26 protein-coding genes and 2 pseudogenes are annotated in these 23,642 nt (G+C 65.6%); 16 read left to right on the top strand and 12 right to left on the bottom strand.

The genetic code is table 11. The annotated features are described in order from the left end of the window. Positions 1-88 precede the first annotated feature (88 nt). Both ettA and BLU67_RS09615 read left to right on the top strand, forming a co-directional pair. Entirely contained in the window at positions 89-1,771 is a 1,683-nt protein-coding gene (gene ettA / locus BLU67_RS09620; RefSeq protein ID WP_092565395.1) for an energy-dependent translational throttle protein EttA, read from the top strand. Between the two features lie 8 nt (positions 1,772-1,779). Continuing rightward, positions 1,780-2,226 carry an acyl-CoA thioesterase gene (locus tag BLU67_RS09615; protein WP_092565393.1) on the top strand — a complete coding sequence of 149 codons (447 nt, stop codon included), beginning with the start codon at positions 1,780-1,782 and terminating at the stop codon, positions 2,224-2,226. Here BLU67_RS09615 and BLU67_RS09610 read toward each other — a convergent pair. Both BLU67_RS09610 and ptsP read right to left on the bottom strand, forming a co-directional pair. Beyond that, entirely contained in the window at positions 2,223-3,188 is a 966-nt protein-coding gene (locus BLU67_RS09610) for an acyl-CoA thioesterase (protein ID WP_222842455.1), read from the bottom strand. The two genes, BLU67_RS09615 and BLU67_RS09610, sit on opposite strands and share 4 nt — an antisense overlap. 6 nt (positions 3,189-3,194) lie before the next feature. Next, positions 3,195-4,901 (bottom strand): phosphoenolpyruvate--protein phosphotransferase, encoded by a 1,707-nt coding sequence (gene ptsP / locus BLU67_RS09605; RefSeq protein ID WP_092565391.1) that lies wholly within the window; start codon positions 4,899-4,901, stop codon positions 3,195-3,197. A 131-nt stretch (positions 4,902-5,032) separates the two neighbouring features. Here ptsP and BLU67_RS09600 point away from each other — a divergent pair, with 131 nt between their 5' ends. From BLU67_RS09600 to BLU67_RS09580, 5 genes and pseudogenes are all read left to right on the top strand, one after another. Then, entirely contained in the window at positions 5,033-5,272 is a 240-nt protein-coding gene (locus BLU67_RS09600) for a PTS sugar transporter subunit IIB (RefSeq protein ID WP_092565389.1), read from the top strand. An 84-nt stretch (positions 5,273-5,356) separates the two neighbouring features. Continuing rightward, on the top strand, positions 5,357-7,498 hold the full coding sequence (malQ, locus tag BLU67_RS09595) for a 4-alpha-glucanotransferase (protein WP_092565387.1): 2,142 nt from the start codon (positions 5,357-5,359) through the stop codon (positions 7,496-7,498). Positions 7,499-7,501: 3 nt separating this feature from the next. Next, positions 7,502-7,963 (top strand): PTS sugar transporter subunit IIA, encoded by a 462-nt coding sequence (locus BLU67_RS09590; protein ID WP_092565385.1) that lies wholly within the window; start codon positions 7,502-7,504, stop codon positions 7,961-7,963. 377 nt (positions 7,964-8,340) lie between these two features. Further along, positions 8,341-8,673 (top strand): annotated as a pseudogene (locus BLU67_RS12705) (methylenetetrahydrofolate reductase); the annotation flags it as partial. Positions 8,674-8,701: 28 nt separating this feature from the next. Beyond that, a pseudogene (locus tag BLU67_RS09580) lies at positions 8,702-9,120 on the top strand (hypothetical protein). A 57-nt stretch (positions 9,121-9,177) separates the two neighbouring features. Here BLU67_RS09580 and pepN read toward each other — a convergent pair. Further along, the gene (pepN, locus tag BLU67_RS09575) at positions 9,178-11,712 is read right to left on the bottom strand and encodes an aminopeptidase N (protein WP_092565383.1); all 2,535 of its coding nucleotides are present in this window, start codon (positions 11,710-11,712) and stop codon (positions 9,178-9,180) included. A gap of 83 nt (positions 11,713-11,795) precedes the next feature. Between pepN and BLU67_RS09570 the strand changes: the two genes are divergently transcribed. Further along, positions 11,796-12,398, top strand: a complete 603-nt coding sequence (locus BLU67_RS09570) for a mycothiol-dependent nitroreductase Rv2466c family protein (protein WP_092565381.1) — start codon at positions 11,796-11,798, stop codon at positions 12,396-12,398. Here BLU67_RS09570 and BLU67_RS09565 read toward each other — a convergent pair. Both BLU67_RS09565 and BLU67_RS09560 read right to left on the bottom strand, forming a co-directional pair. Further along, positions 12,395-13,090: an alpha/beta fold hydrolase gene (locus tag BLU67_RS09565; RefSeq protein WP_092565379.1), complete on the bottom strand. Its 696-nt coding sequence runs from the start codon at positions 13,088-13,090 to the stop codon at positions 12,395-12,397. The genes BLU67_RS09570 and BLU67_RS09565 overlap by 4 nt on opposite strands. 86 nt (positions 13,091-13,176) lie before the next feature. Next, positions 13,177-15,135 (bottom strand): M13 family metallopeptidase, encoded by a 1,959-nt coding sequence (locus BLU67_RS09560; protein ID WP_092565377.1) that lies wholly within the window; start codon positions 15,133-15,135, stop codon positions 13,177-13,179. Between the two features lie 66 nt (positions 15,136-15,201). Between BLU67_RS09560 and BLU67_RS09555 the strand changes: the two genes are divergently transcribed. Beyond that, positions 15,202-15,654 (top strand): ribose-5-phosphate isomerase, encoded by a 453-nt coding sequence (locus BLU67_RS09555; RefSeq protein WP_092565375.1) that lies wholly within the window; start codon positions 15,202-15,204, stop codon positions 15,652-15,654. On the opposite strand, the gene BLU67_RS09550 is transcribed toward BLU67_RS09555, so the two are convergent. Then, positions 15,651-16,346 (bottom strand): hypothetical protein, encoded by a 696-nt coding sequence (locus tag BLU67_RS09550; RefSeq protein WP_092565373.1) that lies wholly within the window; start codon positions 16,344-16,346, stop codon positions 15,651-15,653. The genes BLU67_RS09555 and BLU67_RS09550 overlap by 4 nt on opposite strands. A 69-nt stretch (positions 16,347-16,415) precedes the next feature. Here BLU67_RS09550 and BLU67_RS09545 point away from each other — a divergent pair, with 69 nt between their 5' ends. After that, positions 16,416-16,760 carry an MGMT family protein gene (locus BLU67_RS09545; protein ID WP_222842454.1) on the top strand — a complete coding sequence of 115 codons (345 nt, stop codon included), beginning with the start codon at positions 16,416-16,418 and terminating at the stop codon, positions 16,758-16,760. Continuing rightward, the gene (locus BLU67_RS09540) at positions 16,753-17,610 is read left to right on the top strand and encodes an Fpg/Nei family DNA glycosylase (protein WP_092565369.1); all 858 of its coding nucleotides are present in this window, start codon (positions 16,753-16,755) and stop codon (positions 17,608-17,610) included. The genes BLU67_RS09545 and BLU67_RS09540 overlap by 8 nt, the downstream gene beginning before the upstream one ends. Here the strand turns inward: BLU67_RS09540 and BLU67_RS09535 are convergent. The 6 genes from BLU67_RS09535 to BLU67_RS09510 all read right to left on the bottom strand — a co-directional run bounded on the left by BLU67_RS09535 (position 17,607) and on the right by BLU67_RS09510 (position 22,442). After that, the gene (locus tag BLU67_RS09535; protein WP_092565367.1) at positions 17,607-18,110 is read right to left on the bottom strand and encodes a GNAT family N-acetyltransferase; all 504 of its coding nucleotides are present in this window, start codon (positions 18,108-18,110) and stop codon (positions 17,607-17,609) included. The two genes, BLU67_RS09540 and BLU67_RS09535, sit on opposite strands and share 4 nt — an antisense overlap. A 48-nt stretch (positions 18,111-18,158) precedes the next feature. Beyond that, the gene (gene cysE, locus BLU67_RS09530; RefSeq protein ID WP_092565365.1) at positions 18,159-18,743 is read right to left on the bottom strand and encodes a serine O-acetyltransferase; all 585 of its coding nucleotides are present in this window, start codon (positions 18,741-18,743) and stop codon (positions 18,159-18,161) included. 2 nt (positions 18,744-18,745) lie between these two features. After that, positions 18,746-19,675: a cysteine synthase A gene (gene cysK, locus BLU67_RS09525; RefSeq protein ID WP_092565363.1), complete on the bottom strand. Its 930-nt coding sequence runs from the start codon at positions 19,673-19,675 to the stop codon at positions 18,746-18,748. Between the two features lie 237 nt (positions 19,676-19,912). Then, entirely contained in the window at positions 19,913-20,707 is a 795-nt protein-coding gene (locus BLU67_RS09520) for a hypothetical protein (protein WP_092565361.1), read from the bottom strand. Further along, on the bottom strand, positions 20,704-21,351 hold the full coding sequence (locus BLU67_RS09515; protein ID WP_092565359.1) for an IMPACT family protein: 648 nt from the start codon (positions 21,349-21,351) through the stop codon (positions 20,704-20,706). Before BLU67_RS09515 ends, BLU67_RS09520 begins: the two co-directional genes overlap by 4 nt. 20 nt (positions 21,352-21,371) lie before the next feature. Beyond that, positions 21,372-22,442, bottom strand: a complete 1,071-nt coding sequence (locus BLU67_RS09510) for a GTP-binding protein (protein WP_176780768.1) — start codon at positions 22,440-22,442, stop codon at positions 21,372-21,374. 53 nt (positions 22,443-22,495) lie between these two features. Here BLU67_RS09510 and rpmB point away from each other — a divergent pair, with 53 nt between their 5' ends. Genes rpmB through ykgO form a run of 5 tightly spaced genes read left to right on the top strand, consistent with a single transcriptional unit; the run spans position 22,496 to position 23,599 of the window. Then, the gene (gene rpmB / locus BLU67_RS09505; protein WP_092565355.1) at positions 22,496-22,732 is read left to right on the top strand and encodes a 50S ribosomal protein L28; all 237 of its coding nucleotides are present in this window, start codon (positions 22,496-22,498) and stop codon (positions 22,730-22,732) included. A gap of 9 nt (positions 22,733-22,741) precedes the next feature. Continuing rightward, a complete protein-coding gene (gene rpmG, locus BLU67_RS09500; RefSeq protein ID WP_092565353.1) occupies positions 22,742-22,909 on the top strand; it encodes a 50S ribosomal protein L33 in 168 nt (55 codons plus the stop codon). Continuing rightward, on the top strand, positions 22,909-23,214 hold the full coding sequence (rpsN, locus tag BLU67_RS09495) for a 30S ribosomal protein S14 (protein WP_092565351.1): 306 nt from the start codon (positions 22,909-22,911) through the stop codon (positions 23,212-23,214). Before rpmG ends, rpsN begins: the two co-directional genes overlap by 1 nt. A gap of 10 nt (positions 23,215-23,224) precedes the next feature. Beyond that, positions 23,225-23,470, top strand: coding sequence for a type B 50S ribosomal protein L31 (locus BLU67_RS09490; RefSeq protein WP_092565349.1), 246 nt, complete (start codon positions 23,225-23,227; stop codon positions 23,468-23,470). A 6-nt stretch (positions 23,471-23,476) separates the two neighbouring features. Continuing rightward, positions 23,477-23,599, top strand: coding sequence for a type B 50S ribosomal protein L36 (gene ykgO / locus BLU67_RS09485; protein WP_092565347.1), 123 nt, complete (start codon positions 23,477-23,479; stop codon positions 23,597-23,599). Positions 23,600-23,642: the final 43 nt, after the last annotated feature.

Here is a 23,642-nt window from a genome sequence, read left to right as displayed (position 1 = left end):
GGAAGAAAGATGAGATTGGCGCCCGCCATGTCTTAGTCTGGTCCAAGGCCGGCTCACCGGCAGCAAGCATCAACCCGTGGGGAGAACAGTGGCGGAATACATCTACTCGATGGTCAAGGCCCGCAAGGCGCACGGTGACAAAGTCATCCTCGATGACGTCACCATGGCATTTTTGCCCGGCGCCAAGATCGGCATGGTCGGCCCAAACGGTGCCGGTAAGTCGACGATCCTGAAGATCATGGCCGGGCTCGAGCAGCCCTCCAACGGCGAGGCACGACTCTCACCGGGCTACAGCGTCGGAATCCTGCTGCAGGAACCCCCGCTGAACGAAGAAAAAGACGTCCGCGGCAACGTGGAAGAAGCCGTCGGCGACATCCTGGCCAAGATCAACCGATTCAACGAGATCGGTGAAGAAATGGCCAATCCAGATGCGGACTTCGATGCGCTCATGGAAGAGATGGGCAAGCTGCAAACCGAGATCGATGCCGCCGACGCGTGGGATCTGGACTCGCAGCTCAACCAGGCGATGGACGCCCTCAAGCTGCCCCCGGGCGATGCCGATGTCTCCGTGCTCTCCGGTGGTGAGCGCCGCCGCGTCGCGCTGTGCAAACTCCTCCTAGAGGAGCCGGACCTGCTGCTTCTTGACGAGCCCACTAACCACCTAGATGCTGAGTCCGTGCTGTGGCTCGAGCAGCACCTGGCTAAGTACCCCGGCGCCATCATCGCTGTCACCCACGATCGCTACTTCCTGGATCACGTCGCTGAATGGATCGCGGAAGTTGATCGCGGCCGGCTCTACCCCTATGAGGGCAACTACTCCACCTACCTGGAAAAGAAGCAGGAACGCCTGCAGATCCAGGGCAAGAAGGACGCGAAGCTTGCGAAGCGCCTGAAGGAAGAATTGGAGTGGGTCCGCCAGAACGCTAAGGGCCGCCAGGCCAAGTCGAAGGCGCGTCTGCAGCGCTACGAGGAGATGGCGGCCGAGGCCGAGCGCACTCGCAAGCTCGACTTCGAAGAAATCCAGATTCCGCCCGGCCCGCGCCTGGGCAACTTGGTGTTGGAGGCGAAGAACCTCAAGAAGGGCTTCGGGGATCGCGCCCTGATCGACAACCTGTCGTTCTCGTTGCCGCGCAACGGCATCGTCGGCATCATCGGCCCCAACGGTGTCGGTAAGACGACGCTGTTCAAGACGATCGTTGGCCTGGAGCCGCTCGATGATGGCGAGCTGAAGATCGGCGAGACCGTCAAGCTGTCCTACGTCGACCAGACGCGTGCCGGCATCGATCCGAACAAGACCCTGTGGGAGGTCGTCTCCGATGGACTCGACTTCATCCAGGTCGGCCAGGTCGAAATGCCGTCTCGCGCATACGTCTCGGCTTTCGGTTTCAAGGGCCCGGATCAGCAAAAGCCCGCTGGGGTTCTCTCCGGTGGTGAGCGCAACCGGTTGAACCTGGCGCTGACGCTCAAGCAGGGTGGAAATCTGTTGCTGCTTGATGAGCCGACGAACGACCTCGACGTGGAGACCCTCGGATCGCTCGAAAACGCGTTGCTCCAGTTCCCCGGCTGTGCCGTGGTCATCACCCACGATCGCTGGTTCTTGGACCGCGTCGCCACCCACATCCTGGCCTATGAGGGAACGGATGAAGACCCGACCAAGTGGTACTGGTTTGAAGGTAACTTCGAGGCCTACGAGAAGAACAAGGTCGAGCGCCTTGGCCCGGAGGCAGCGCGCCCGCCGGCCATGACCTACCGCAAGCTCACCCGAAACTAGGACAAGTCATGACAGCCATTGACGTTCCGATCAAGGTGCGCTGGGCCGACCTTGACGCCTATGGGCACGTGAACAACGCTGCGATGCTCACGCTCTTAGAAGAGGTCCGTATCGCGGTGTTCTGGCATGGCCAGGGCCTCGATAACTCCGATGGGTCCTTCGGCCTCGGTGGATCGTCCGCGACGTTCATCGCGCGCCAGGAAATCGAATACCTCAAGCCCGTGATGTACCCCGATACCCCGATCCCGGTGCGGACCTGGGTCTCGCGCATGGGAGGTGCTTCGGTCGACATCGATTACACGATTCCCGCCGAGGACGGCTCGGTTGCGGTCCAGGCGCGCACCGTCGTGGTCCTCATGGACACGCAATCGATGAAACCGCGCCGGATTACGGATACGGAACGCGAGCAGCTCGGCCGAATCGCCGATACGCCGCTGTCCTTCCGGCGCGGCTAAACCTCGTTATCCTCCGGCACGCGCACCATACCTTCTTGGGCGGCAGAGGCCACGAGAGCCCCGGTCTTATCGAAGATCTTGGCGGTTCCCAGGCCTCTGCCGCACTGTGCTGACGGCGAGTGCTGCTCGAAGACGAACCAGTCCGAGACATCGATATCGCGGTGCCACCACATGGAGTGATCGAGCGACGCGACCGAAATGCCCGGGTGTTGCCAGGACAAGCCGTGGCGGCGCAGTACGGGCTCCAGCATGACCTGGTCACACGCGTAGATCAGCAGGGCTCGATGCAACAGCTGGCTCGCGCCCTCGGGCAGGGCCGAGCGCGCCCGCATCCATACGCACTGGGTCGCATCGCGAGTCGGCGCGGGGTGGATGAACATATTGCCGGCGACGTGTCGGATATCGAAGGCGCCAGTGCGGGCCAAGAACTGCGCTGTTGGATCGGGATTTGCCGCGAAGAGTTCCATCGCGCTTGGAAGCATGTCGGGAGTGAAGACCCGGGGCGCGACATCCTGATGCTCGCGGCCGCGCTGGCTTTCCTGGAACGAAGCGATGACCGACAAGATTGGCTTGCCATGCTGGATCGCGTGGACGCGACGCGTCGAGAACGACCGGCCATCGTGCAGGAGCTCCACCCGGAATTCGAGAGCAGAATCGATCGTTCCGGGGCGCAGGAAGTAGCCGTGGCAGGAGTGCAGCTGGCGCGGCCCGTCGCCGTCGTCGGGTGTCGTGCGGCCCGCCGCCATCATGGCTTGGGACAGGACCTGACCGCCGTAGATACGTCCCAGGAAGAACGGCAGCGAGGGCGCGGCAAAGGTCGTCTCGTCGAGGCGCGTGAGGTCCAGGGCGGCAAGGACGTGGGACAGCGGCTCCACATCGGGCTGCGGGATCGGCAGAACGCCGTTCATGGGATCGGGTACGCCATCGGGCGTGGGTTGCAGCGGGATTGGCATATCGTCCATAGCTCCTCACAATCCGAGTTCGGTTAGGGCATCGAGGCGGTCACGCACCGCTTGGCGGGCGCTGCGCGCTCCCGACGCGGCGAGCGCGATACCCGCGGCCTCACGTGCTTCGGCAAGCGTGACGGCCCCGAGAGCTGCGGCGACATCGGGGATGGAGCGCGGTGTCATGGACAGCGTCGAAACGCCCAGCCCGACGAGGACGATCGCGAGCGCAGGGTCGGCGGCGGCCTCGCCGCAGACACCGACGGGACGATCTTGCTGCGCGCCCCCGGCGCACGTCAGCTTGATGAGATCGAGGACTGCCGGATGCCACGGGTCAGCGAGGTCAGCGAGCACGCCCTGGAGGCGGTCGGCGCCCATCGTGTATTGGCTGAGGTCGTTCGTGCCGATGGAGGCGAAGTCGGCGCTCGCGAGGATCTGGCCCGCCCGCAGCGCGGAGGAGGGGACCTCGACCATGATGCCGGCGTGGTTCAGGCCCCGGGCGCGGCAGGCGTCGACGAAATCGGAGGCTTCGCTCACCGTGGAGATCATCGGAGCCATGACGTGCACGTCAGCTCCGGTGGCACGCTGCGCCTGCGCAATCGCATCGAGTTGGCGCGTGAGAACGTCGGGGAACTTTCGGACCATGCGGTAGCCGCGAACCCCGAGGGCGGGGTTCGCTTCGTGGCCCATGGGGAGGAACGGCATGGGCTTATCGGAGCCCGCGTCGAGGGTGCGCACGACGATTCGCCCGTTTGGGGCAGCGGTGAAGACGTCCGTGAACTTTTCGACCTGATCGGCGACGGAGGGCTCTTCGGGATAGCCGAGGAACCACAGCTCGGTACGCAACAGCCCGATGCCTTCGGCCTTCATCTCGCGAGCGGCGCGGGCACCAGCCGCGTCCGAAATATTGGCGAGCAGCGGAACGTGGTGGCCGTCGGCGAGCTGGCCCGTGCCGGAAAACTCGCGGCGCACGATCTGTTGCTGTGCGGCTGCGATCTGCTCCTCGGTGGGGTCGAGCGTGACGGTGCCCGCGGCGCCGTTGATCAGGACGATATCGCCGTCCTTCAGTGCGCTCGATGACTGCGCCGCGACGACGGCCGGAATTCCGAGTTCGCGGGCGACGATCGCGGTGTGCGAGGTGGGGCCACCCTCCTGCAGGACGATGCCGAGCACCTTTGCGGCGTCCAATTGGGCAGCATCAGAGGGCGCGAGATCGGAGGCCCACAGGATGTGTTCCCGATCCGGAGTGGGAAGGCCCGGCGCGGGACGGCCGATGAGGCGCGCAATGATGCGGTCGCGCACGTCGTAGACATCGAGCGCGCGCTCAGCGAGGTAACCGCCCATTTCTCGGAGCTGGTCAGCGAGCGAGCCCGCGGCCTCCCATACCGCGCGGGTGGGAACGAGCTGGCGTGAGCGCACAAGATCGCTCGCGCCCTCTAACAGCACGGGGTCTTCAGCGATTTGCGCGGCCGTCGTCAATACCTCGGCGGCTTGACCCGCGGCGAGCTGGGCGCGCAGCGAGAGGTTCTCGGCCGTCTGCTTGGCCGCTTCATAGATGCGCTCGACCTCGGCGTCGGCGTGGCGCTCGGGAGGGAGGAATCGAGCGCGAGGCTCGCTCACCCGGGGAAAGACGCGTGCGATCGGGCCGACGGCGCGGCCGGGGCTGACCCCGATGCCGTGGTAGCGGGTACGGACATGCTTATCGCGATCAGCTTCGTGTACGCCTGTCATGGAAAACCTCCTCGGTCCGATTTCCATTGTGCCAACTTGCTCAGCCGGTAGCATCGCCGAAGCCCGCGGTTAGTGCGATACTGGTGTGAGGATAGTTACGGAGTCGGAACGCAAGAAATGAGATGGGTGACATGAGCAACGCAGCTGAAATTCTGGCCGGACTCGGAGGCAAGGACAACATCGAGGAGCTGGAGTCGTGCATCACGCGACTGCGCGTCCAGGTCAAGGACCCAGAGGCCGTCAGTGAAGAGGGCTTGCGGATCGACGGCGTCTATGGCGTAGTGCGATCCGGCCACGTGGTCCAGGTCGTCGTCGGCCCCGAAGCCGAGGCGATCGCCGAGAACATCAATGGCATGATGGCCGAAGAATAGGATTGAAATCCGGGCCGTCCCGCTTGTCGCGGGGCGGTTTTTATGCCGACCGTTCACTCGCGAAACCTCACAGGTGGGAACCTCATGAGCATCGACAACTCCGACGCCCTTCGTCACCTCGCCGACCTCAACGGGGTCGCCACCGAATTCTGGGACTTTCACGGCGCCCATCGCCAGGTATCCGATGAGACGCTCATTCGAGTGCTCGCCGCGCTCGGCTTTCAGCTCACCACCGATGAGGATGTGCACCAGGCGATCGCCGACGTCGATCTCGCCCCCTGGCGCCGCCTGCTACCGGCCTGCCTCGTCGTGCGCGAAGGCCACGAACACGACGTGCCGGTCCACCTTCCGCACGGGCGCAGCGTCGAGGTTTCCGTCGTCTTGGAAGGCGGCGGGAGCTGGCAGCTGGGGCAAAAGGACCACTGGGTCGAGCCGCGTGAGGTGGACGGGGTGCTGACGGGGCAGGCAACCTTCGTGCTGCCGAGCAACCTTCCGCTGGGCTGGCACACGGTGGTGGCCACGCTTGATGATGGGTCGACGACTCGGGCGCCGCTCGCGGTCACTCCGGAGCGGCTGGCCGAGCCCACGCTTGCCACGGGCCGCGGCTGGGGCACGATGGCCCAGCTGTATTCGGTGCGTTCCAAGGACTCGTGGGGGATGGGCGATGCACGCGATCTAGCCGAGCTCGGTTCGTTCTTCGGTTCGATGGGAGCCGACTTCCTTCTCATCAACCCGCTGCATGCGGCCGAGATGTTCCCGCCCATCACGCCCTCGCCCTATCTGCCGACGTCGCGCCGCTTCGTCTCTCCGCTCTACATCCGGCCCGAGGACATCGAGGAGGTTGCCTACCTCACCGGCCCGCAGCGATCTCTTGTCCGCTGGGCGCAGCAGGAGGTTGAAGGCGATAACGACTCGCCCGAGCCCATCGATCGCGATGCGTCCTGGCGAGCAAAGAGCCAAGCCCTCGCCGTCATCTACGCGCACGGGCTGTCGCCCGCCCGGCGCCGCGAATTCGAGCGCTTCCGCAGCGAGATGGGCCAGGGCCTGGAGGACTTCGCCCTGTGGTGCGCACTCGCGGAACGCTACCGCGGCGAGCAATGGCCGGAGTCGGTCTCCCACCCGTCCTCGCCGCGCACCCGGTTGCTGCGCATCGAGCTTGCCGAGCGGATCGATTACTTCTGCTGGCTGCAGTGGATCATCGACCAGCAGCTGCAGCGCGCACAAGCCGACGCGATCGACACCGGGATGGGCCTCGGCCTCATGCAGGACCTAGCGGTCGGTGTGCATCCCGGAGGCGCCGACGCGTGGGCGTTGCAAGATGTCTTCGCGCGCGGCATCGAGGTGGGCGCTCCGCCAGACATGTACAACCAGCAGGGCCAGAACTGGTCCCAGCCGCCGTGGCGCCCCGATGCCCTCGCTGAGCGCGGCTACGAACCGCTACGAGACATGCTCCGCACCGTGTTGCGTCACGCCGGTGCGATCCGGGTGGACCACATTATTGGGTTCTTCCGCCTCTGGTGGATTCCGCAGGGCGCATCGCCCGGTGACGGCACCTATGTTCGCTTCGATCACGAGGCCATGATCGGGGTCTTGCTGCTCGAGGCGCACCGCGCCGGCGCCGCGCTCATCGGCGAGGATCTCGGGACCGTCGAGCCGTGGGTGCGCGACTACCTGACGGAGCGCGGGATCTTTGGGACCTCGGTCATGTGGTTCGAGTACGGCGAGGACGGGCTGCCGAAGCGTCCCGAAGATTACCGTCACCTGGCGCTCGCGACCGTCGACACCCACGACATGCCGCCCGCGGCAGGTTACCTCGCCGGTGAGCACGTCGATGTTCGAGAGCGCCTCGGCCTGCTCGTCGACCCGGTGGAACAGGTCCGCGCGGAGGCACTCGCGGAACGCGAGCGCATGCTCAACCGCCTGCGTGAGTACGGGCTCATCGGCGACGATCCCACGGAACGCGAGATCGTCGAAGCGATGCACCGCTACATCACGCTGACGCCGAGCCAACTCCTCGGAATCTCGCTTACCGACATGGTGGGGGAGCGTCGGACGCAGAACCAGCCCGGCACGGACCAGGAATACCCCAACTGGAAGATTCCGCTCGGTGATGGCACCGGCGCATCGATCCTCGTGGAGGATTTGCCAGACAACGGGCGGCTCACGTCGCTGATCCACACCGTGCGCGAAGCGCTCGGCGTACGCGACCGCCTGGGATCGCACTAGGACATGGCTGGCTCGGCGGCTGAGCTCACGGTCAGAGCGCCCTTTGGTGGGCACGTCGTCGACCTGTCCGATGTCCCGGACGACATCTTTTCCGGCCAGGTCCTCGGTCCCGGCGTCGCGATTTGGCCGGAACGCGAGCGGATCCCCGTCGTGGCACCCATCGCTGGCATCATCACTGCCTGGCACCCGCACGCCTGTGTCACTACACCCGATGAGAGTGCCCCGATTCTCGTGCACCTAGGACTTGATACCGTTGCGCTGCAAGGGCGGGGGTTTTCCTGGCACGTGGCCAAGGACTCGAGGCTGGCACAAGGCCAACTGATGTGCGCTTGGGATATCTCGAAGATTGGGAACTTCCTTCCCATTACCCCGGTCGTTGCGATGGGGGAGGCACGCCACATCACGCGGCTAGCCGGTGAACACGTGGAGGCGGGCGGAGCGCTCTTTTCGGTCGCGATGTCCTAGCCTGAATCGAGCAATATTCCTTAACGCGCGCCACGTTGTCAACGATGTGGACGCGTCTTTCAGCTCGCGGTCGCGCCCATTTATACTGCATTCGTGTTCCTGCGAATGTTTGGCTGACGAGCACGTCAGCGCGCCTCGGTCCTCTTGACCTTTCTCCTGCGCACACATTCGGAAGTCCGCGTGCCCGTCAGAGCCCAACCCTGGACCCGGCCCGAACCGTCCTTGCAGGAACACCACCATGACTACCGCTCTTGCCATAGCACCCCTATACCCATCTGACCCGGCATCTTTCGCCCGTACCTCATCGCCGAGGAAGCGGAGGCACCGGCCGACGACTGCCGCCTCTGCGGGGGCACGCTGCGAGTGAGGGTTCAGCCGTGACGCTCACCGACGTGTACCGCAGATCGGGCAGAACGAGCCCGGTGATCTCTTACGAACTGTTCCCACCGCGGGTACCAGATCCGCATTCCGCCCCCTGGGCAGGAATCGTCAAGCTCCTGAACTCACGCCCCGAGTATGTGTCGGTGACTTTCGGTGCATCCGGTAGTTCCCAAGAACTCAGTCGCACGGTATTGCGCCAGGTGCTCCAGCGCACCGGTCGACCCGGCCTAGCTCATCTCACGTGTGTTGGGCGAAACCGGCAGCAATTGGACCGACTGATTTCGGAGCTCATCGCCGAAGGCGCCCGAGATTTCTTGGCGCTGCGCGGCGACCCCACCTCGTGGCCAGACCCGCTGGGTGTCAGCCCCCGGGGGATTATCGCTCGCCCGCCTGGCGACGAGCGGAGTCTTGCCGACCACTCAGGTCCATACCCACCTGTGTTACTCGGAGTTCGCGGTCGTCGTGGACGCCATCGACAACCTCGACGCCGATGTCACCTCGATCGAGGCGTCTCGCTCGAAGATGGATATCTTGCCGGCGGTCGCCGACCACGGTTTTTCGCGCCAGCGGGGATCTGGGATATTCACTCCCCGCGCATTCCGACGCTCGAGGAGGAGGTCGCGCTGTTGCGCGCTGCCACCGCGGCCTTGGACCCGCGCCAACTGTGGGTGAACCCCGACTGCGGGCTGAAGACGCGCGCCTATCCCGAGACGATCGCGACGCTCAGGAACCTGGTGGCGGCAGCCGCGGAGGTACGCGACGAGGTGAGCTCGTAGATCAAATACCTAAGGGGCCCGGGCAGCGCGTGCTGGCCGGGCCCCTTGGCATCTGGGCTAGATCTGCTGGATCCGCTCGGCGCGCTCGACGCCGTCGAGCTGCTCGGAGACGAGGCGGCGCAGCGCGGCGGGCGCGTCCTCGTGCGCTTCGAGCCAGGCTCGGGTCTGATCAGCGATATCGCTCAGACCCGCCAGCTCCGTCGGATAGAGCCAGCCGACGAGCATCTGCGCGATGTGGCCGGAACGCTCGCGCCAGATCCGCTCGAGCTCGTCAAAGTAGCGCGGCGTGAAGCCGGTGAGGAGCTCGGGGCGCTGCCAGGCGCGGGCGAACATGCCCCGCATCGTTGACAGCAGCGCGTCGTTGGACAGGGACTCATCGCCCAGCGCGGCATCGAAGGCTGCCTGTTTGGCGCCCGCCGTCGGGATGGCGGCGCGCGCGAAGGCGGCCTCTTCCCGCCCGGTCAGCGACGGGTCGGATTCCAACTGGGCGACGATCTCGCTCTCGCCAGCCGCACCGGCAGCGACGAGGCCCTGCAGCAGTTTCCAGTTCAATGCGTCATCGAGCGTGAGGCCCTCAATGGCGCCGCCCGCGATGCCGCGCAGGTAGGCGAGCTGGTCCGTGGTCGTGGCGAACCTCGCGTAGTGCTGGGCGTAGAGCAGCTGCTCATCGCTGCCCGGCTTGGCGTCGGCGAGCAGGTCGCGCAGTGTCTCGGCGTAGGACTCGATGACCTGGGCTCGCCCCTCGGGCGCGGTGAAGCGCTCGGCGGCGGTGGCGAGCTGGTTGAGCAGCGAGTGCCGTACCGAGGGCACCATGCCGGGGGCCGACAGGGCGCGGGAGGCGAGGGCCACGAACTGGGCGCCGCTCATCTCGGCGTCGCGCGTCATGTCCCACGCGCAGCCGAGCAGGACGGCGAGGGCGAGTGAGTCGGCCATGGTGTCGATGTAGGTCGTGGCACTCGCAAGGGAGGCCTCGCTCATCCGGATCTTGGCGTAGGCGAGGTCCTCGTCGTTGACGAGCAGCATCGCGCCGGCCCGCTGGCCGACAAGCTCGGGCAGTTCGGTGCGCTCCCCGTCGACGTCGAGCTCGTCGCGGTAGGTGCGGGTGAGGATGCCGTCGATCACCTCGTAGCCGCCGACCGTGACGCGGTGGGGGCGCATGGAGGAGCCCTTGAACGATTCCTGGATGATCGCGGCGGAGCGGATGATGCCGTCGTCGTCGATCTGAAGTTCAGGGCGCAGGATCGTCAGGCCCTCTTCTTCGAGCCACACCTTGGACCAGGCGTCAAGATCGCGGCCGGAGGCGGCCTCGAGTTCGGTGAGGAAATCGGCGAGCGTCGTGTTGGACCACTCGTGTTTGTCGAAGTAGTTCGTCACGCCGGTAAAGAAGGGCTCGCGCCCGACGTAGGCGACGAGGGAACGCAGCACGGCGGCGCCCTTGGCGTAGGTGATGCCGTCGAAGTTGACCTCGACGTCTTCCAAGTCGTTGATTTCGGCGACGATGGGATGCGTGGAGGGCAGCTGATCCTGGTTGTAGGCCCAGGCCTTTTCGACGGCCGCGAAGGTGGTCCAGGCGTGATCCCAGCGGGTGGCCTCGGCCGTCGCGAGCGTGCACATGAACTCGGCGAAGGACTCATTCAGCCACAGGTCGTTCCACCACTTCATCGTCACGAGGTCGCCGAACCACATGTGGGCGAGCTCGTGCAGGATCGTCACGACGCGGCGCTCGATCATGTACTCGGTGGGCTTGGAGGAGAAGATGTACTGATCGCGGAAGGTCACGCAGCCCGCATTTTCCATCGCGCCCGCGTTGTATTCGGGCACGAAGAGCTGGTCGTACTTCGTGAACGGGTAGGGGCGGGCGAACTCGCGCTCGTAGAATTCAAAGCCGCGACGCGTGATGTCGAAGATCTCCTCGGCGTCCAGATGCTCCGCGAGGGAGGCGCGGCAGTACAGGCCGAGCGGGATCGTGCGGCCATCGCTGCTCGTCAGCTCGCTGCGCACCTCGTGGTAGGGGCCTGCCACGATCGCGGTGATATAGGTCGAAATCGGGGGAGTGGCTGCAAAGTCCCAGCGCTTGGCGCCGGCCACCTCACTGACCGACGCCGGCTCATTGGAGACCACGACCCAATGCTCGGGGGCCGTGATGTGGAAGGTGAAGGCGGCCTTCAGGTCGGGCTGCTCGAAGCAGGCGTAGACGCGGCGGGCATCGGGTACCTCGAACTGGGTGTAGAGGTAGGCCTCGCCGTCTTCCGGATCGACGAAGCGGTGCATGCCTTCGCCGGTGTTGGTGTAGCGGCAGACGGCCGCAATCGTCAGTTCGTTGTGGGCGGCCAGCCCCGTGAGCTGGATGCGGTGATCGGCAAATGCTGCGGGATCGACCTGCTCGCCGTTGAGCTCGATCCGCTCGACGCTATCGGCGATGAGGTCGATGAAGGTGGCGGCTCCGGCCTCGGCGTTAAAGACGATCGTCGTCGTAGAGCCAAACGTCTCGTCGCCGCGGGTGAGGTCGAGGTTCACGTCGTAGGACTCGACGTCGGTGACGGTTCTGGCGCGTTCGATCGCTTCGAGGCGGGTGAGGTTCTTGCCGGGCATGGTGCTCCTTCGGCGGCCGGGGGCGGTATCGGTTCGATCTTTCCACCCTGCGCTATCTCGGTCCACCCAATACAGTGAAGGGTATGAGCACCAACGTTGAATTCTGGTTTGATCCGACCTGCCCGTGGGCCTGGATGACGTCGCGCTGGATGGGTGAGGTTGCCGAGGCGCGCAACCTCGATGTCTCCTGGAACCTGCTGGCGCTCGCGGTCTTGAACGAGGGCCGGGAGCTCGATCCGGGCTACCGCGAGATGATTGATAAGACCTGGGTGACGTCCCGTCTTATCGCTGCCGTCGCACAGAGCCAGGGCCAGGAATACGTTAAGCCGCTCTACGATGCGCTCGGCACACGGATCCACGTCGAGGGCCGCACCGATACCGAGGCGATTATCTCCGAATCGCTCGCCGAGGTGGGCCTGCCGGCAGAGCTTGCCGATGCCGCTCAGACGGAGGACTTCGATCCCGGCATGCGCGAATCGACCCAGCGCGCGCTCGACCTCGTCGGCGATGACGTCGGCGTCCCCGTGATCGCGATTGATGGGGTGGCATTCTTCGGCCCGGTCGTCTCGCCCGCGCCTAAGGGCGAGGACGCGCTCAAGCTCTGGGACGGTTGCGTCGCCGTAGCTTCCGTTCCCGGCTTCTTCGAACTCAAGCGCTCACGCGACGTGGGGCCGATTTTCGACTAGCCGCTAGTCAGGCCGTGCTGCGCCAGAAATTGCTGTATCTCGCGTGCGACGGCCGCGCGGTGAGTGATGGGCCCGAGGTGGCTGGCACCCCTAATGATCCGCACGGGCGCATCCGATGCGAGGCGAGCGGCCCGGCGTTCGTGCAGGCGCATCTGATCAAATTGGCCGTTGATGATCACGACCGGACAGCGGACCTGGCCTAATAGCCGTAAGGGGCATGCACGCTGCACGCTCGCCCAGATGTACCCGAGGTCGTCGTAGGCTTCGGGCGGTACGAGCAGGTCGTCCGCCATTCCCATCCGACGGGCGAGACTGTTGCGGGCGTTGGTAAAAACGCGGCGCGGCGCTCGCTCGACCGCCCACGCAAATGCCCCATAGGTAGCGGCCAATGCTCCCGTGGGCTCGGCCGAGGCTCCCAGTAAGATGAGCCCGGCCACGCGCTCCGGATGGGTCGCCGCATACCCGAACGCGAGATAGCCGCCGAGCGAGTGTCCGGCAAGGACGAACTCATCCGCCCCTGCGCTCGCCTCCTCGATAGTTTCGGCAACGCGCGGGATCGTGAACCGCTCGGCAAGCCGGTTGCCGTGTCCCGGAAGGTCGGGGGAGACGACATCGACACCGCCCAGCAGCGGGGCATAGCCCCGCCACTGGGCGGCGGACGACATCGAGCCGTGCAGCGCGATGAGGCGCATGACCTACTCTGACGTCTTGATCAGCGCAATCACGATCCCCACGAGGGCGAGAATGCCGACAATCGCGAGAACCGGGAAGAGGGACGCTACCAAATCTCTACCCGCTTGTCCGGATCGAGCCACATGCCGTCGCCCTCGCGTACATCGAAGGCCTCATAGAAGGCGTCCATGTTGCGCGGCACGCCGTTGCAGCGGAACTCCGCGGGTGAGTGCGGGTCGATCGTCAGCAGGCGGATGATCTCGGCGTCGCGCGCCTTCTCCCGCCAGATGTGTGCCCACGAGTAGAAGATGCGCTGCAGGCCGGAAAGACCGTCGATCTCGGGCGCCTCGGCGAGCGTCTTACCCTGCTTTTCCAGTGCGATTTCGTAGGCCTTCAGCCCGATCGAAAGGCCTCCGAGATCCCCGATGTTCTCACCGATCGTCAGGGCACCGTTGACGTGATGCGGGCTATCGTCGGGCAGCTGCGAGGGCACAAACGCGTCGTACTGCTCGATGAGCAGCGCGGTGCGCTTTTCGAATTCTTCCCGGTCGGCATCCGTCCACCAGTTCAACACCTGGCCGTGGCCATCGAATTGCGAACCCTGGTCATCAAACCCGTGGCCGATTTCGTGCCCAATGACCGCGCCGATCCCGCCGTAGTTTTGCGCATCGTCTGCCTCGGCGTCGAAGAACGGCGGCTGCAAGATCGCGGCCGGGAAGACGATCTCGTTCATCGTCGGCATGTAGTAGGCGTTCACGGTCTGCGGGGACATCAGCCATTCATCGCGATCGATCGGGCCGCCAAGCTTACCGAGCTGCCGGTTGAACTCGAATCGGCTCCCATTGCGAACGGCCGTGATGAGGTCACCTTCGGGGATCTCCAGCGCAGAATAGTCGCGCCACCGATCCGGGTAGCCCACCTTGGGCGTGAACGCGTCGAGCTTGACGAGGGCCTTGTCCTTGGTTTCCTCCGTCATCCACTCAAGCGTGGTGATCGAGCGGCGGTAGGCCTCGATGAGGTTCGCGACGAGTTCGTCCATCGCGTCCTTGTGGCTCGGCGGGAAGTGCTCGGCGACGTAGAGCTTGCCGACTGCTTCACCGAGATTGGCTTCGACCACGCCGACCCCGCGCTTCCAACGCTCGCGCAGTTCTTCCGCCCCCGTCAGGGTGCGGCCGTACATGTCGAAGTTCTCCTCGACGATGTCCGAGGTGAGGTAGGGGGCCGCGGCGTGCAGGACGTGCCAGGCGGCCCACAGCTTCAGGTCCGCAAGGTCTGCACTCTGCCAGAGCTTGCCGGCATGCTCCATAAATTCCGGGACCTGAACGCTGACGACCTCGAGTTGAGCGTCGGAAATGCCCGCGGCGTGGCGCCACCCCTCGAAGTCGAAACCGTCCAGCATCGTGCCAAGCTCTTGGGCGGTCGTGGGGTTGTTCATTTTCTGGATATCGCGCGAGGCGACGCGGTCGCGGTGGCCGCGCGCGATCTCGGTCTCCAGCGCCATGATGCGCGTCGCCGCAGCCGCCGGGTCATCGGCGAGTTTGCCGAGCTCGACCATCTTTTCCACGTGCCGCACGTAGGCTTCACGCGTCTGAGCGTGTGCGTCTTCGCGGTAGTAGGACTCGTCAGGCAGCCCGAGGCCCGCCTGGGCGAAGTACAGGGCATAACGCTCGGGGTTGTTCAGGTCAGAAAAGACACCGATATCGAAGAGTGCGGGACCACCGCTCGGATAGAGCTGCCCGAGTGCTGCGGCGAGCTCATCCTTCGTCGATGCGGCCGTGATGACCTCCAGGACATCGGCCAGCGGCGTGATCCCGGCGGCCTCGATCGCCTCGGTATCCATGAACGCGCGGTAAAGCCGGCCGATCTTCGCGGCCTCCTCGCTGCCGTCTGCAATATTCTCATCGGCGCAGCGTTCGATGATGGTTCGCACCTGCTTTTCCGACTGGTCGCGAAGGTGGTGGAACGCTCCGTCGCGTGCACGGTCAGCGGGAATCACATGGTCAGCCAGCCAGTCTCCGTTGAGGGCGGCAAAAAGGTCGTCTTGAATTCTCACGGTAGAAGTCATGAGCCCAGACTAACGGAGCACGCGGAGTGGCACCGCCGAGAATCGGGGTGGGGCACAATGGGAGACATGCGAATTCATCTGGGAACCGATCATGCCGGATTCGAGCTAAAAAACGAGCTTGCCGAACACTTGCGTTCGCTGGGTCACGAGGTCATCGACCATGGCGCGCACACCTACGATGCGCAGGATGACTATCCGGCGTTTTGTATCGAGGCGGGTCTCGGTGTCGTCGCCGACCCGGGCTCCCTCGGCGTCGTCATTGGCGGGTCCGGCAACGGTGAACAGATTGCGGCCAACAAGGTCAACGGCGTGCGCGCGGCTCTCGTGTGGAATCACGACACGGCCGTGCTTGCTCGCCAGCACAACAATGCGAACGTGATCTCAGTTGGCGCACGCCAGCACTCCACCGAGGAGATCTTCGCGCTCATCGAGGCCTTCATTGCGGAACCCTTCAGCGGCGACGAGCGCCACCAGCGGCGAATCGATCAGATTCAGGCCTACGACGACGAGCGCAACTAGCGCCGCGTCATCGCAATCGCGATGAGTGCCTGCGCGGGAAGCGCAACCAGGACTACCAGCGGAAGCCAGGCAAACACCAGCGTCCACACCGCGACCATGAGCGCGGGCACAAGGAAGGCGAGGAGCGGGCGAGCGATGCCCGCGCTGCGTGAATGCATGATGCCGGCGCGCACGAGTTCTCCCGCATCTCCGGGCGAATCCACAACGCGCAGCCAGCCATAGGTTTGGACCGCCGCCGCCACCGCTGCCCCCACTAGCCAGCCCGCGAGAACCGCGAGGGCGACCTGCCAGGCCTCAAGGCCGCTCGCGGCGGTCCCACCTACGTAGCGACCGTCTTCCGAGCGTGCCGCAGCAACCAACGCTCCCAGAACTAACACGAGCGCAGCCGCGATTCCGGCCACGAGTCGCACCCGCATCGCCACGGAATTACGGGAGATGTCCTTGCCGCCGCGAGCCCACGTCCCGGCAATCGCGCCGAGTCCCGTCGCCGCCGCCCACGTTGCCAGACCCCAACCAAAGGGAATGGGCCAGGAGGACAGCGGCAGGAAGATCACCGAAGCAATGAGCGCCACGGCGGCCACCGCGGCTTGCACCATCAGCAGCATCTTGGTGTTGGCCTTCGCCCGCGCCATCGCATCGGGGACCGCGTCGTGATCGTGCGGAATGGAGGAATCGCAGTGTTCGCAAGACATGGCTCCATTCTCACACGCCCCACCCCTGGCAGGCCCCAGTGCCGACCGATACCGTTGATGGCGAGAGTTATGAGTAGTATCGAGGATTTCCCAGAGCTTCCCGGGCATGCTGAGCGCGTCCTAGACGTCGTCAATCAGATCCCCGCCGGACGCGTATGTACCTATGGGCTGATCGCCGAGTGCCTCAAGGACCGCTTCGGCACCGGCTCCGCGCGCCTCGTCGGTCAGGTCATGAGCCGCTACGGCGGTATCGGTCCCTGGTGGCGCGTCGTGCGCGCCGACGGGACATTGCCACGCCAGCTTCGTACCGATGCGCTGGCACATTACGACGACGAAGCCACCGCTCTCGTCTGGCGTCACCCCACCAAAGTCGACCTCACCCGCGCGCTGTGGGACCCGCTCGCCGATGCCTGAGGGTCATTCCATCCACCGGCTTGCCGCCGCGTTCGACGAACTCCTGGCCGGTCAGAGAATTGATGTCAGCTCGCCCCAAGGCAGATTCGCCGACGGCGCTCGAGTCCTGAACGGACGACGCTATGAGGGCTCCGAGGCCTACGGCAAGCACCTCTTCCAGCATTTCGACGATCTCGTCTTGCACACCCACCTGGGCCTGTACGGCTCGTGGACCTTCGATGGCGATGCGTCCTTCGTTGCGCCGCACGCGATCGGGGCGCCGCGCCGCCGGATCGGCGAAAGCGAAGAACTCGCGGGCGAGATTACGCCGACCGACGTGTGGGCCCCGCCGGAGCCGCGCGGCCAGGTCCGGGTCCGGCTCGCCACAAACCACGGGATAGCCGACCTCACCGGGCCGAACCAATGCCGCGTCCTCAGCGCGCCCGAGACCCTCGCCGTCACCTCGCGGCTTGGGCCGGATCCGCTACGGGCGGACGCCGACCCCGAGCGCTTCATCACTCGCGCCCGCCAGCTGCGCCGCCCCATCGGCGAACTCGTTATGGACCAGGCCGTCATCTCCGGTCCGGGCAATATCTACCGAGCTGAGGCGCTCTTCATCGCCGGCATCCACCCGTGGCGTCCCGGCAATCGAGTCTCGATTGCCCGCCTGCGCACGCTGTGGGACGTTCTCGCCGAGCACATGAAAAATGGGGTGGAAACCGGCTCCATCGTGACGACGAGTGAGGGCGAGCAGGAACGGTTCTACGTCTATCAGCGAGCCGGGCTGCCCTGCCTGGTGTGCACAACACCTATCGTGCTGGAGGAGATGGCGGCGCGAAAGCTCTATCGCTGCCCGCGCTGCCAGCGCTAGTTGAACTCCTCGTGCTCGGTGAAGCCGAGCGTTCGGTACAGTCGCGCAGCATCCGCAGCGTCGACGAGATCCACCCGCAGCGCGATGGATTCCTGCCCGTCCGCCTCCTGCTTTTGCGCGACCGCCGCGAGCAGGCTGGAGGCGACGCCCTGGCCCCGGTGATCGGGGTGAACAAACAGCTCGATGACGAACGGGCCGTCGGGCACGTCATCCCACGGCGGGTCGAGGACCGTCATGATGACGCCGATGAGTCGGCCGTCGCGCTCCGCGCCCAAAAAGCCGCCCGGGGCCTTCTTGCCGAAGGCGCCCGCAAAGCTCATCTCCATCTCGTCGTAGGCGTCATCGAAACTCTCGGCCGCGACGCCCGGGGGATAGGAGCGGAAATACAGCCGGGCGAGCTCGTCCAGGTCGTTCAGGCGTAGCGGCCGAATCTCGATGCCTTGCGCACGTGGCACACTCGTCAACGAACTGAGGTGTGAGCTGTATGTGGCGCTAGTCATAGTGCCACTGTACTACTGAAGCCTCGTGAGCGACGTGGCCCGGCGAGACTAGATAAACAGCGTGGGATCGACGATTTGCTCCGCGCCCTTGGACTCCGGCTTCGGCTGGCTGACCTTGGCTGGCACGCCGATCGCCGCAGTCGCTGGCGGGACATCTTTCACGACGACGGCGTTGGCACCAATCTTGGCGCCATCACCGATGTAGATCGGACCGAGCACCTTCGCGCCCGCGCCCACCATGACACCGTTTCCGAGGGTGGGGTGGCGCTTGCCCTTGCGCATTGAGACCCCGCCGAGCGTCACGCCGTGAAACAGCACGCAGTCATCCCCGACCTCGGCCGTTTGGCCGATGACGACCCCCATGCCGTGGTCGATGAAAAACCGCCGGCCGATACGCGCACCGGGATGGATTTCAATCCCGGTGAGCGCGCGCATCAGCTGGGAGAACAGCCGCGCAATGAGTTTGTGGCCGCGCCCCCACAGGTGGTGCGCCACGCGGTGGCCCCACACCGCGTGGACACCCGGGTAGGCGAGCGCGACCTCGACCATGGTGCGGGCGGCCGGATCGGAATTGCGGGCCGCCTGCAGGTCCTCCTTCATGAGCGTTGTCAGGCTCACCGACTCGTGAGTCATGGCTAGTCGACCAGCCCCTCAAACAGGGCGGTCGACAGGTAGCGTTCACCGAGGTCCGGCAGGATGACGACGATGCGCTTGCCCGCGAACTCCTCGCGCGTGGCGAGCTTCGCGGCCGCTGCGAGCGCGGCACCAGCCGAGATCCCGACGAGCAGGCCCTCCTGGCTCGCGGCCTTACGGGCCGTGGCAAGCGCCTCCTCGCCGGTGATCGCGATGACCTCGTCATACAGGTCGGTATCGAGCACCTCGGGCACGAAGTTCGCGCCGATGCCCTGGATCTTGTGCGGGCCGGCACTACCCTCGGTCAGCAGCGGCGATTCCGCCGGCTCCACGCCGACGAGGTGCAGGTTCGGGTTGAGCTCCTTCAGGCGCCCGCCGGCTCCCGTGAGCGTGCCGCCGGTGCCAATTCCCGCAACGAAAACGTCGACCTGCCCATCGGTGTCCGCCCAGATTTCCTCGGCCGTCGTCGCGCGGTGGATCGCCGGGTTTGCGGCATTAGCGAACTGGCGGGCCAAGACGGCGCCATCGCGTTCGGCGACGATCTTCTCGGCGGCCTCAACGGCGCCGCGCATCCCCTCCGCGGCGGGGGTGAGGACGAGCTCGGCGCCGTAGGCCCGCAGCAGCACGCGCCGCTCCTTGCTCATCGATTCCGGCATCGTGAGCACGACGTGATAACCGCGCGCCGCGCCGACCATCGCGAGCGCAATGCCGGTGTTGCCGCTTGTCGCCTCGACGATGGTGCCACCCGCGGGCAGTTCGCCCGAGGCCTCGGCAGCATCGACGATCGCGACGCCGATGCGGTCCTTGACCGAATTGGCGGGGTTGAAGTATTCGAGTTTGGCAACGACCTCGGCGTCGCCAGGAGTGAGCCGGTTAATGCGCACGAGCGGGGTGCGGCCGGCGAGATCAGAAACATTTGCGGCAATAGCCATGGGAACTCCAAAAAGTGTGCGGTGGTGACGAACAGTGCCGGTCATCGAGGGAACGCTGGACACGTCAACCACGTGCGGCGCGCGGTGACGCAAAGCAGGGTCCAACGCCCTACAGACAGCAACAACACGGGAGCCCGCAAGCTTCCCGAACCCACCCCGAGCGAGCAGCGATACGTGGCAGATGGGCCATGGCTGCTCCTTATCGACTCGGTGGGCGTAACTGTCGCCAGTGTAGCGCTAATGTGAGGGCAATGGCGCGTCCGGTCCGCTCTGCGAGGAATTGATTACCTCATTGACGGCGTTCGCGAGCGGCGCGGCGTCATCCGTCGTCGCCACGAACGTGCGCTCACCCGCAAGGTGCAATCGCAGCGCCGGGCCCTTTTTCAGCACGACGCCGCGCTCGCCGGACAGGTTCGCGCGGTAGCCAAAGCCGCCGAATTCGCCAAACGGATCGACCTGACTAACCTCGGCACGCACAATCTCGGTCAGCGGGTATTGCCGCTGAATGAACGGGATCTGCGTGCGCAGCTGAACGTCACGTCCCGTCACAAGGATCCGCCACGGCTGCAAAAACAGCGGGATGAGGAGTGCGAAGAGCGCCAGCAGCAGCGCGAACCACCACATCGACGAATCGATGACGACGAGCATGATGATCACCGCCGCCAAGAGCGCGACAGACGCCCACCCAAGGATGAGCGCGGGTCGACCCGCCTGGGCCATGCCCTCGGCTAGCACCCCCGGCGACGATGTCGCCGGTGCCTCACGCACCGCAAGCTGGGGCCGCGGCAGGGCGAGGTAGGTGAGGCAGGCGAGCGCCACCCCCGCGAGGACAAATCCGCCCGGCAGGACGGCGTTGGGGTTTTCTGCGACGACGGTGAATGCAATACCGCCGGCCCACACCAGGGCGCCAACGACAAGGGCGATCACCGCCCGATAGTCGCCAGCCGCGCGATCCTTCTGGGTCGTTGCCCACGCGATCGTCGTCGTGACAAAAATAGCCGGCAACAGCAGCACGTTCGTGAGCCAGATCATTGGGCAACCTCCACAATGCGGTCGGAAATGCGCCGCGGCTTACCTTCACCGAGCGTGAGCGCGGCGAGCTGGGCGGCAAAGGCGTCTTCATCGGGGTGCGTGAGCGTGAATAAGGCTTCGGCGGGGCGCTGCGGATCGCTGCCGTAGACGACGTCAGCGACGGTGATTCCGTGCCCTTCGAAGCCGGCATGCAGCCGCCCGGCGTCCGCCGCGTCGACGGTCAGCTCCCAGGCCGGGATCGCTTTCAGCTCCACGACTCTCGCGGCCTGCAGCGTCGCGAGCGCCGCATCGGTATAGGCGCGCACCAGTCCGCCGGTGCCGAGCTTGATGCCGCCGAAGTAGCGCACGACGACGAGGGCCGTATCGATCAGCCCCGAGCCGCGCAGCGCGGCGAGCATCGGCATCCCGGCGGTGCCCGACGGTTCGCCATCATCGGAGGAGCGTTCGATCGGATTGACCCCGGCACGCACCGTCAACGCCGTGCAGTGGTGGCGGGCGTCGGGAAACTCCCCACGAATCTCGCTGAAAAAGGCGCGGGCGGCCGCCTCCGAATCGATCCGGCGCGCGTAACCCAAGAACCGCGAGCGCGAGATCTCGAGCTCAGCGTGGGCAGTCGTGCCGCGCGCGAGCGTGAAGTCAGCCATGCCCCCAGGGTAGCGAAGCGTTAGCTCGCGGCGCCGAGCCAGGGCTCCAGCGCATCCTCGCCGAGCCAGCTTTCCGGCTCGCGCGCCAGCTCCTCCTCCGTCAGCAGGCTGTCGGCAAACGCGCGCATCAGCCGCTCGCGTTCGCTGCCGCGCCCGGTCACCACCAGGCGCGTACTGGCCTGCCGGTGGCCGCCGCGCATGCCCGCGATCCCGACGCTGACCTGGCCGCCGGCGCCGTCCCAGCTGCACACCGCATCGGGCCGGCTTGGCACCCAAAACCGCCCACGGTGCACGAGCTCGCCGGTACCCAGCAGCTCGATGTTCTCGAGCAGCCGTGCGGGGTGGAAGGGGCGCGGCGAATGCAGATCGAGCGTCCACGTGCCGTGCTCGCTCGGCCCGCCCCACGGCTGGATGGCAATGGGATCGACGCGCCCAAACGCCGCGAGCGCGTCGTGCTCGCCGCCAAAGACGAGCGGGTGAACGGCCCCGCCGTGCAGATCCTCGGTGAGCAGCGTGTCGTGCGCCCGCAGGTGTTCGACGAGCTCGCCACCCGCGCCGTCGCCACCGTGCGCGATGATGAGGTCGGCGTAGGACAGCTGGGCGAGCAGCGCCTCGCCGACGCTGCGCTCGGGAGCATCGCTCGGGATGTTGCGCTCGGAAAGGGTGAGCGGCTCCAGTAGTTCCGCCACGCTCGCCCGGGTGTCGACGATCGCGCCGACGCTCGCCAGCCGGGCCGCGAGCGCGCCCTCGCCCACGGCTTGGTCAATCGTGCGCGCGAGCGGCATCGGGTCAAAGCCCAGTGGCGCGAAGTAGGCGACTTGCCGCGCCATGCCCGTGGCGAGCAGCGCCGCCAGCGCCTCGATCGCATCGGCCGCTACCGCGCAGCCAAAACACCCCGGATTGAGCTCTGTCCAATAGTCCTCGACGACGCCCTGCTCGCCGAGCACCAGGTGCCGAGCCTGGGTGAGGTCTTCGGAGATGGAGTGAATGAGCGCGTAGGTCGCCGGCTCACTCACGACGAGGTCAAAGGCAGCGCAGTCGCGCAGCACGGGGTCGATGGTCGCGAGCAGCGACAGGGGAGTGTGAGGCATGTTGCGCATCCTACGCTTGACGATAATGATTCTCAACATCTAATCTGGAGCGCATGTCTGCACACTGCCAAGTCACCGGCAAGCGACCCGCCTTCGGCAAGCGAGTCTCCCACTCCCACCGCCGCACCTCACGCCGCTTCAACCCCAACATCCAGAAAAAGACCTACCTCGTTCCCTCGCTCGGTCGCCGCGTCACGCTGCGCGTCTCGACGGCCGGCATCAAGACGATCGACAAGCGCGGGATCGACGCCGTCGTAGCCGAGATCATCGCGCGCGGCGAGAAACTCTAAAGGAGAGACATGGCAAAGAAAACCGACCTCCGCCCCAAGATCAAGCTGAAGTCCACCGCCGGAACGGGCTTTACCTACATCACGACGAAGTCGCGGCGTAACACCCCCGATCGCCTCGTGGTGAAAAAGTATGACCCGCGCGTGCGTCGTCACGTCGACTTCCGCGAGGAGCGCTAATGGCAAAGACGTCCAAGATTGCGAAATACGAGCAGCGCCGCAAAACCGCCGCGCGCTACGCCGCACGGCGTGCCGAGCTGAAGAAAGCCTCGGTCAACCCCCACCTGAGCGCCGCAGAGCGCGAGGCCGCCATGGCCGCGCTGCACAAGCTGCCGCGCGATGCCTCACCTACGCGCGTGCGCAACCGCGACGCAGCCGATGGCCGGCCCCGCGGCCACCTGCGACGCTTTGGCCTGTCGCGCGTGCGCTTCCGCGAGATGGCACTGCGCGGCGAGCTGCCCGGCGTCACGAAATCAAGCTGGTAAGGAGCCCGCAATGAAACCCGATATTCACCCCACCTACCACAGCGTCGTCTTCCGCGATAACAGCGCAAACTTCGCCTTCCTCACCCGCTCGACGATGACCAGCGAGAAAACAATCGAATGGGAAGACGGGGCCACCTACCCGGTCATCGACGTCGACGTCTCCTCCGCCTCCCACCCGTTCTACACCGGCAAGCAGCGCGTGCTGGATACCGCCGGCCGCGTGGAGAAGTTTAACCGCCGCTACGGCAAGAAGTAGGCCGCGATGAAGGTTCGAGCCTCCTTGAAGGCGCTGAAGAAGAAGGATGGCGCCATCGTCGTGAAGCGGCGGGGCAAGGTCTACGTCATCAACAAGCGCCACCCCAACTTCAAGGCCCGGCAGGGCTGACGTGGTAACCTTGACAGGTTGCCCGACGGCCTGTGGCCGATCT

Origin of the sequence: Bowdeniella nasicola (assembly GCF_900107735.1) — a bacterium.
In the GTDB taxonomy this organism is placed as follows: Bacteria; Actinomycetota; Actinomycetes; order Actinomycetales; family Actinomycetaceae; genus Bowdeniella; species Bowdeniella massiliensis.
This window is presented reverse-complemented; position numbering and strand designations above follow the sequence as displayed.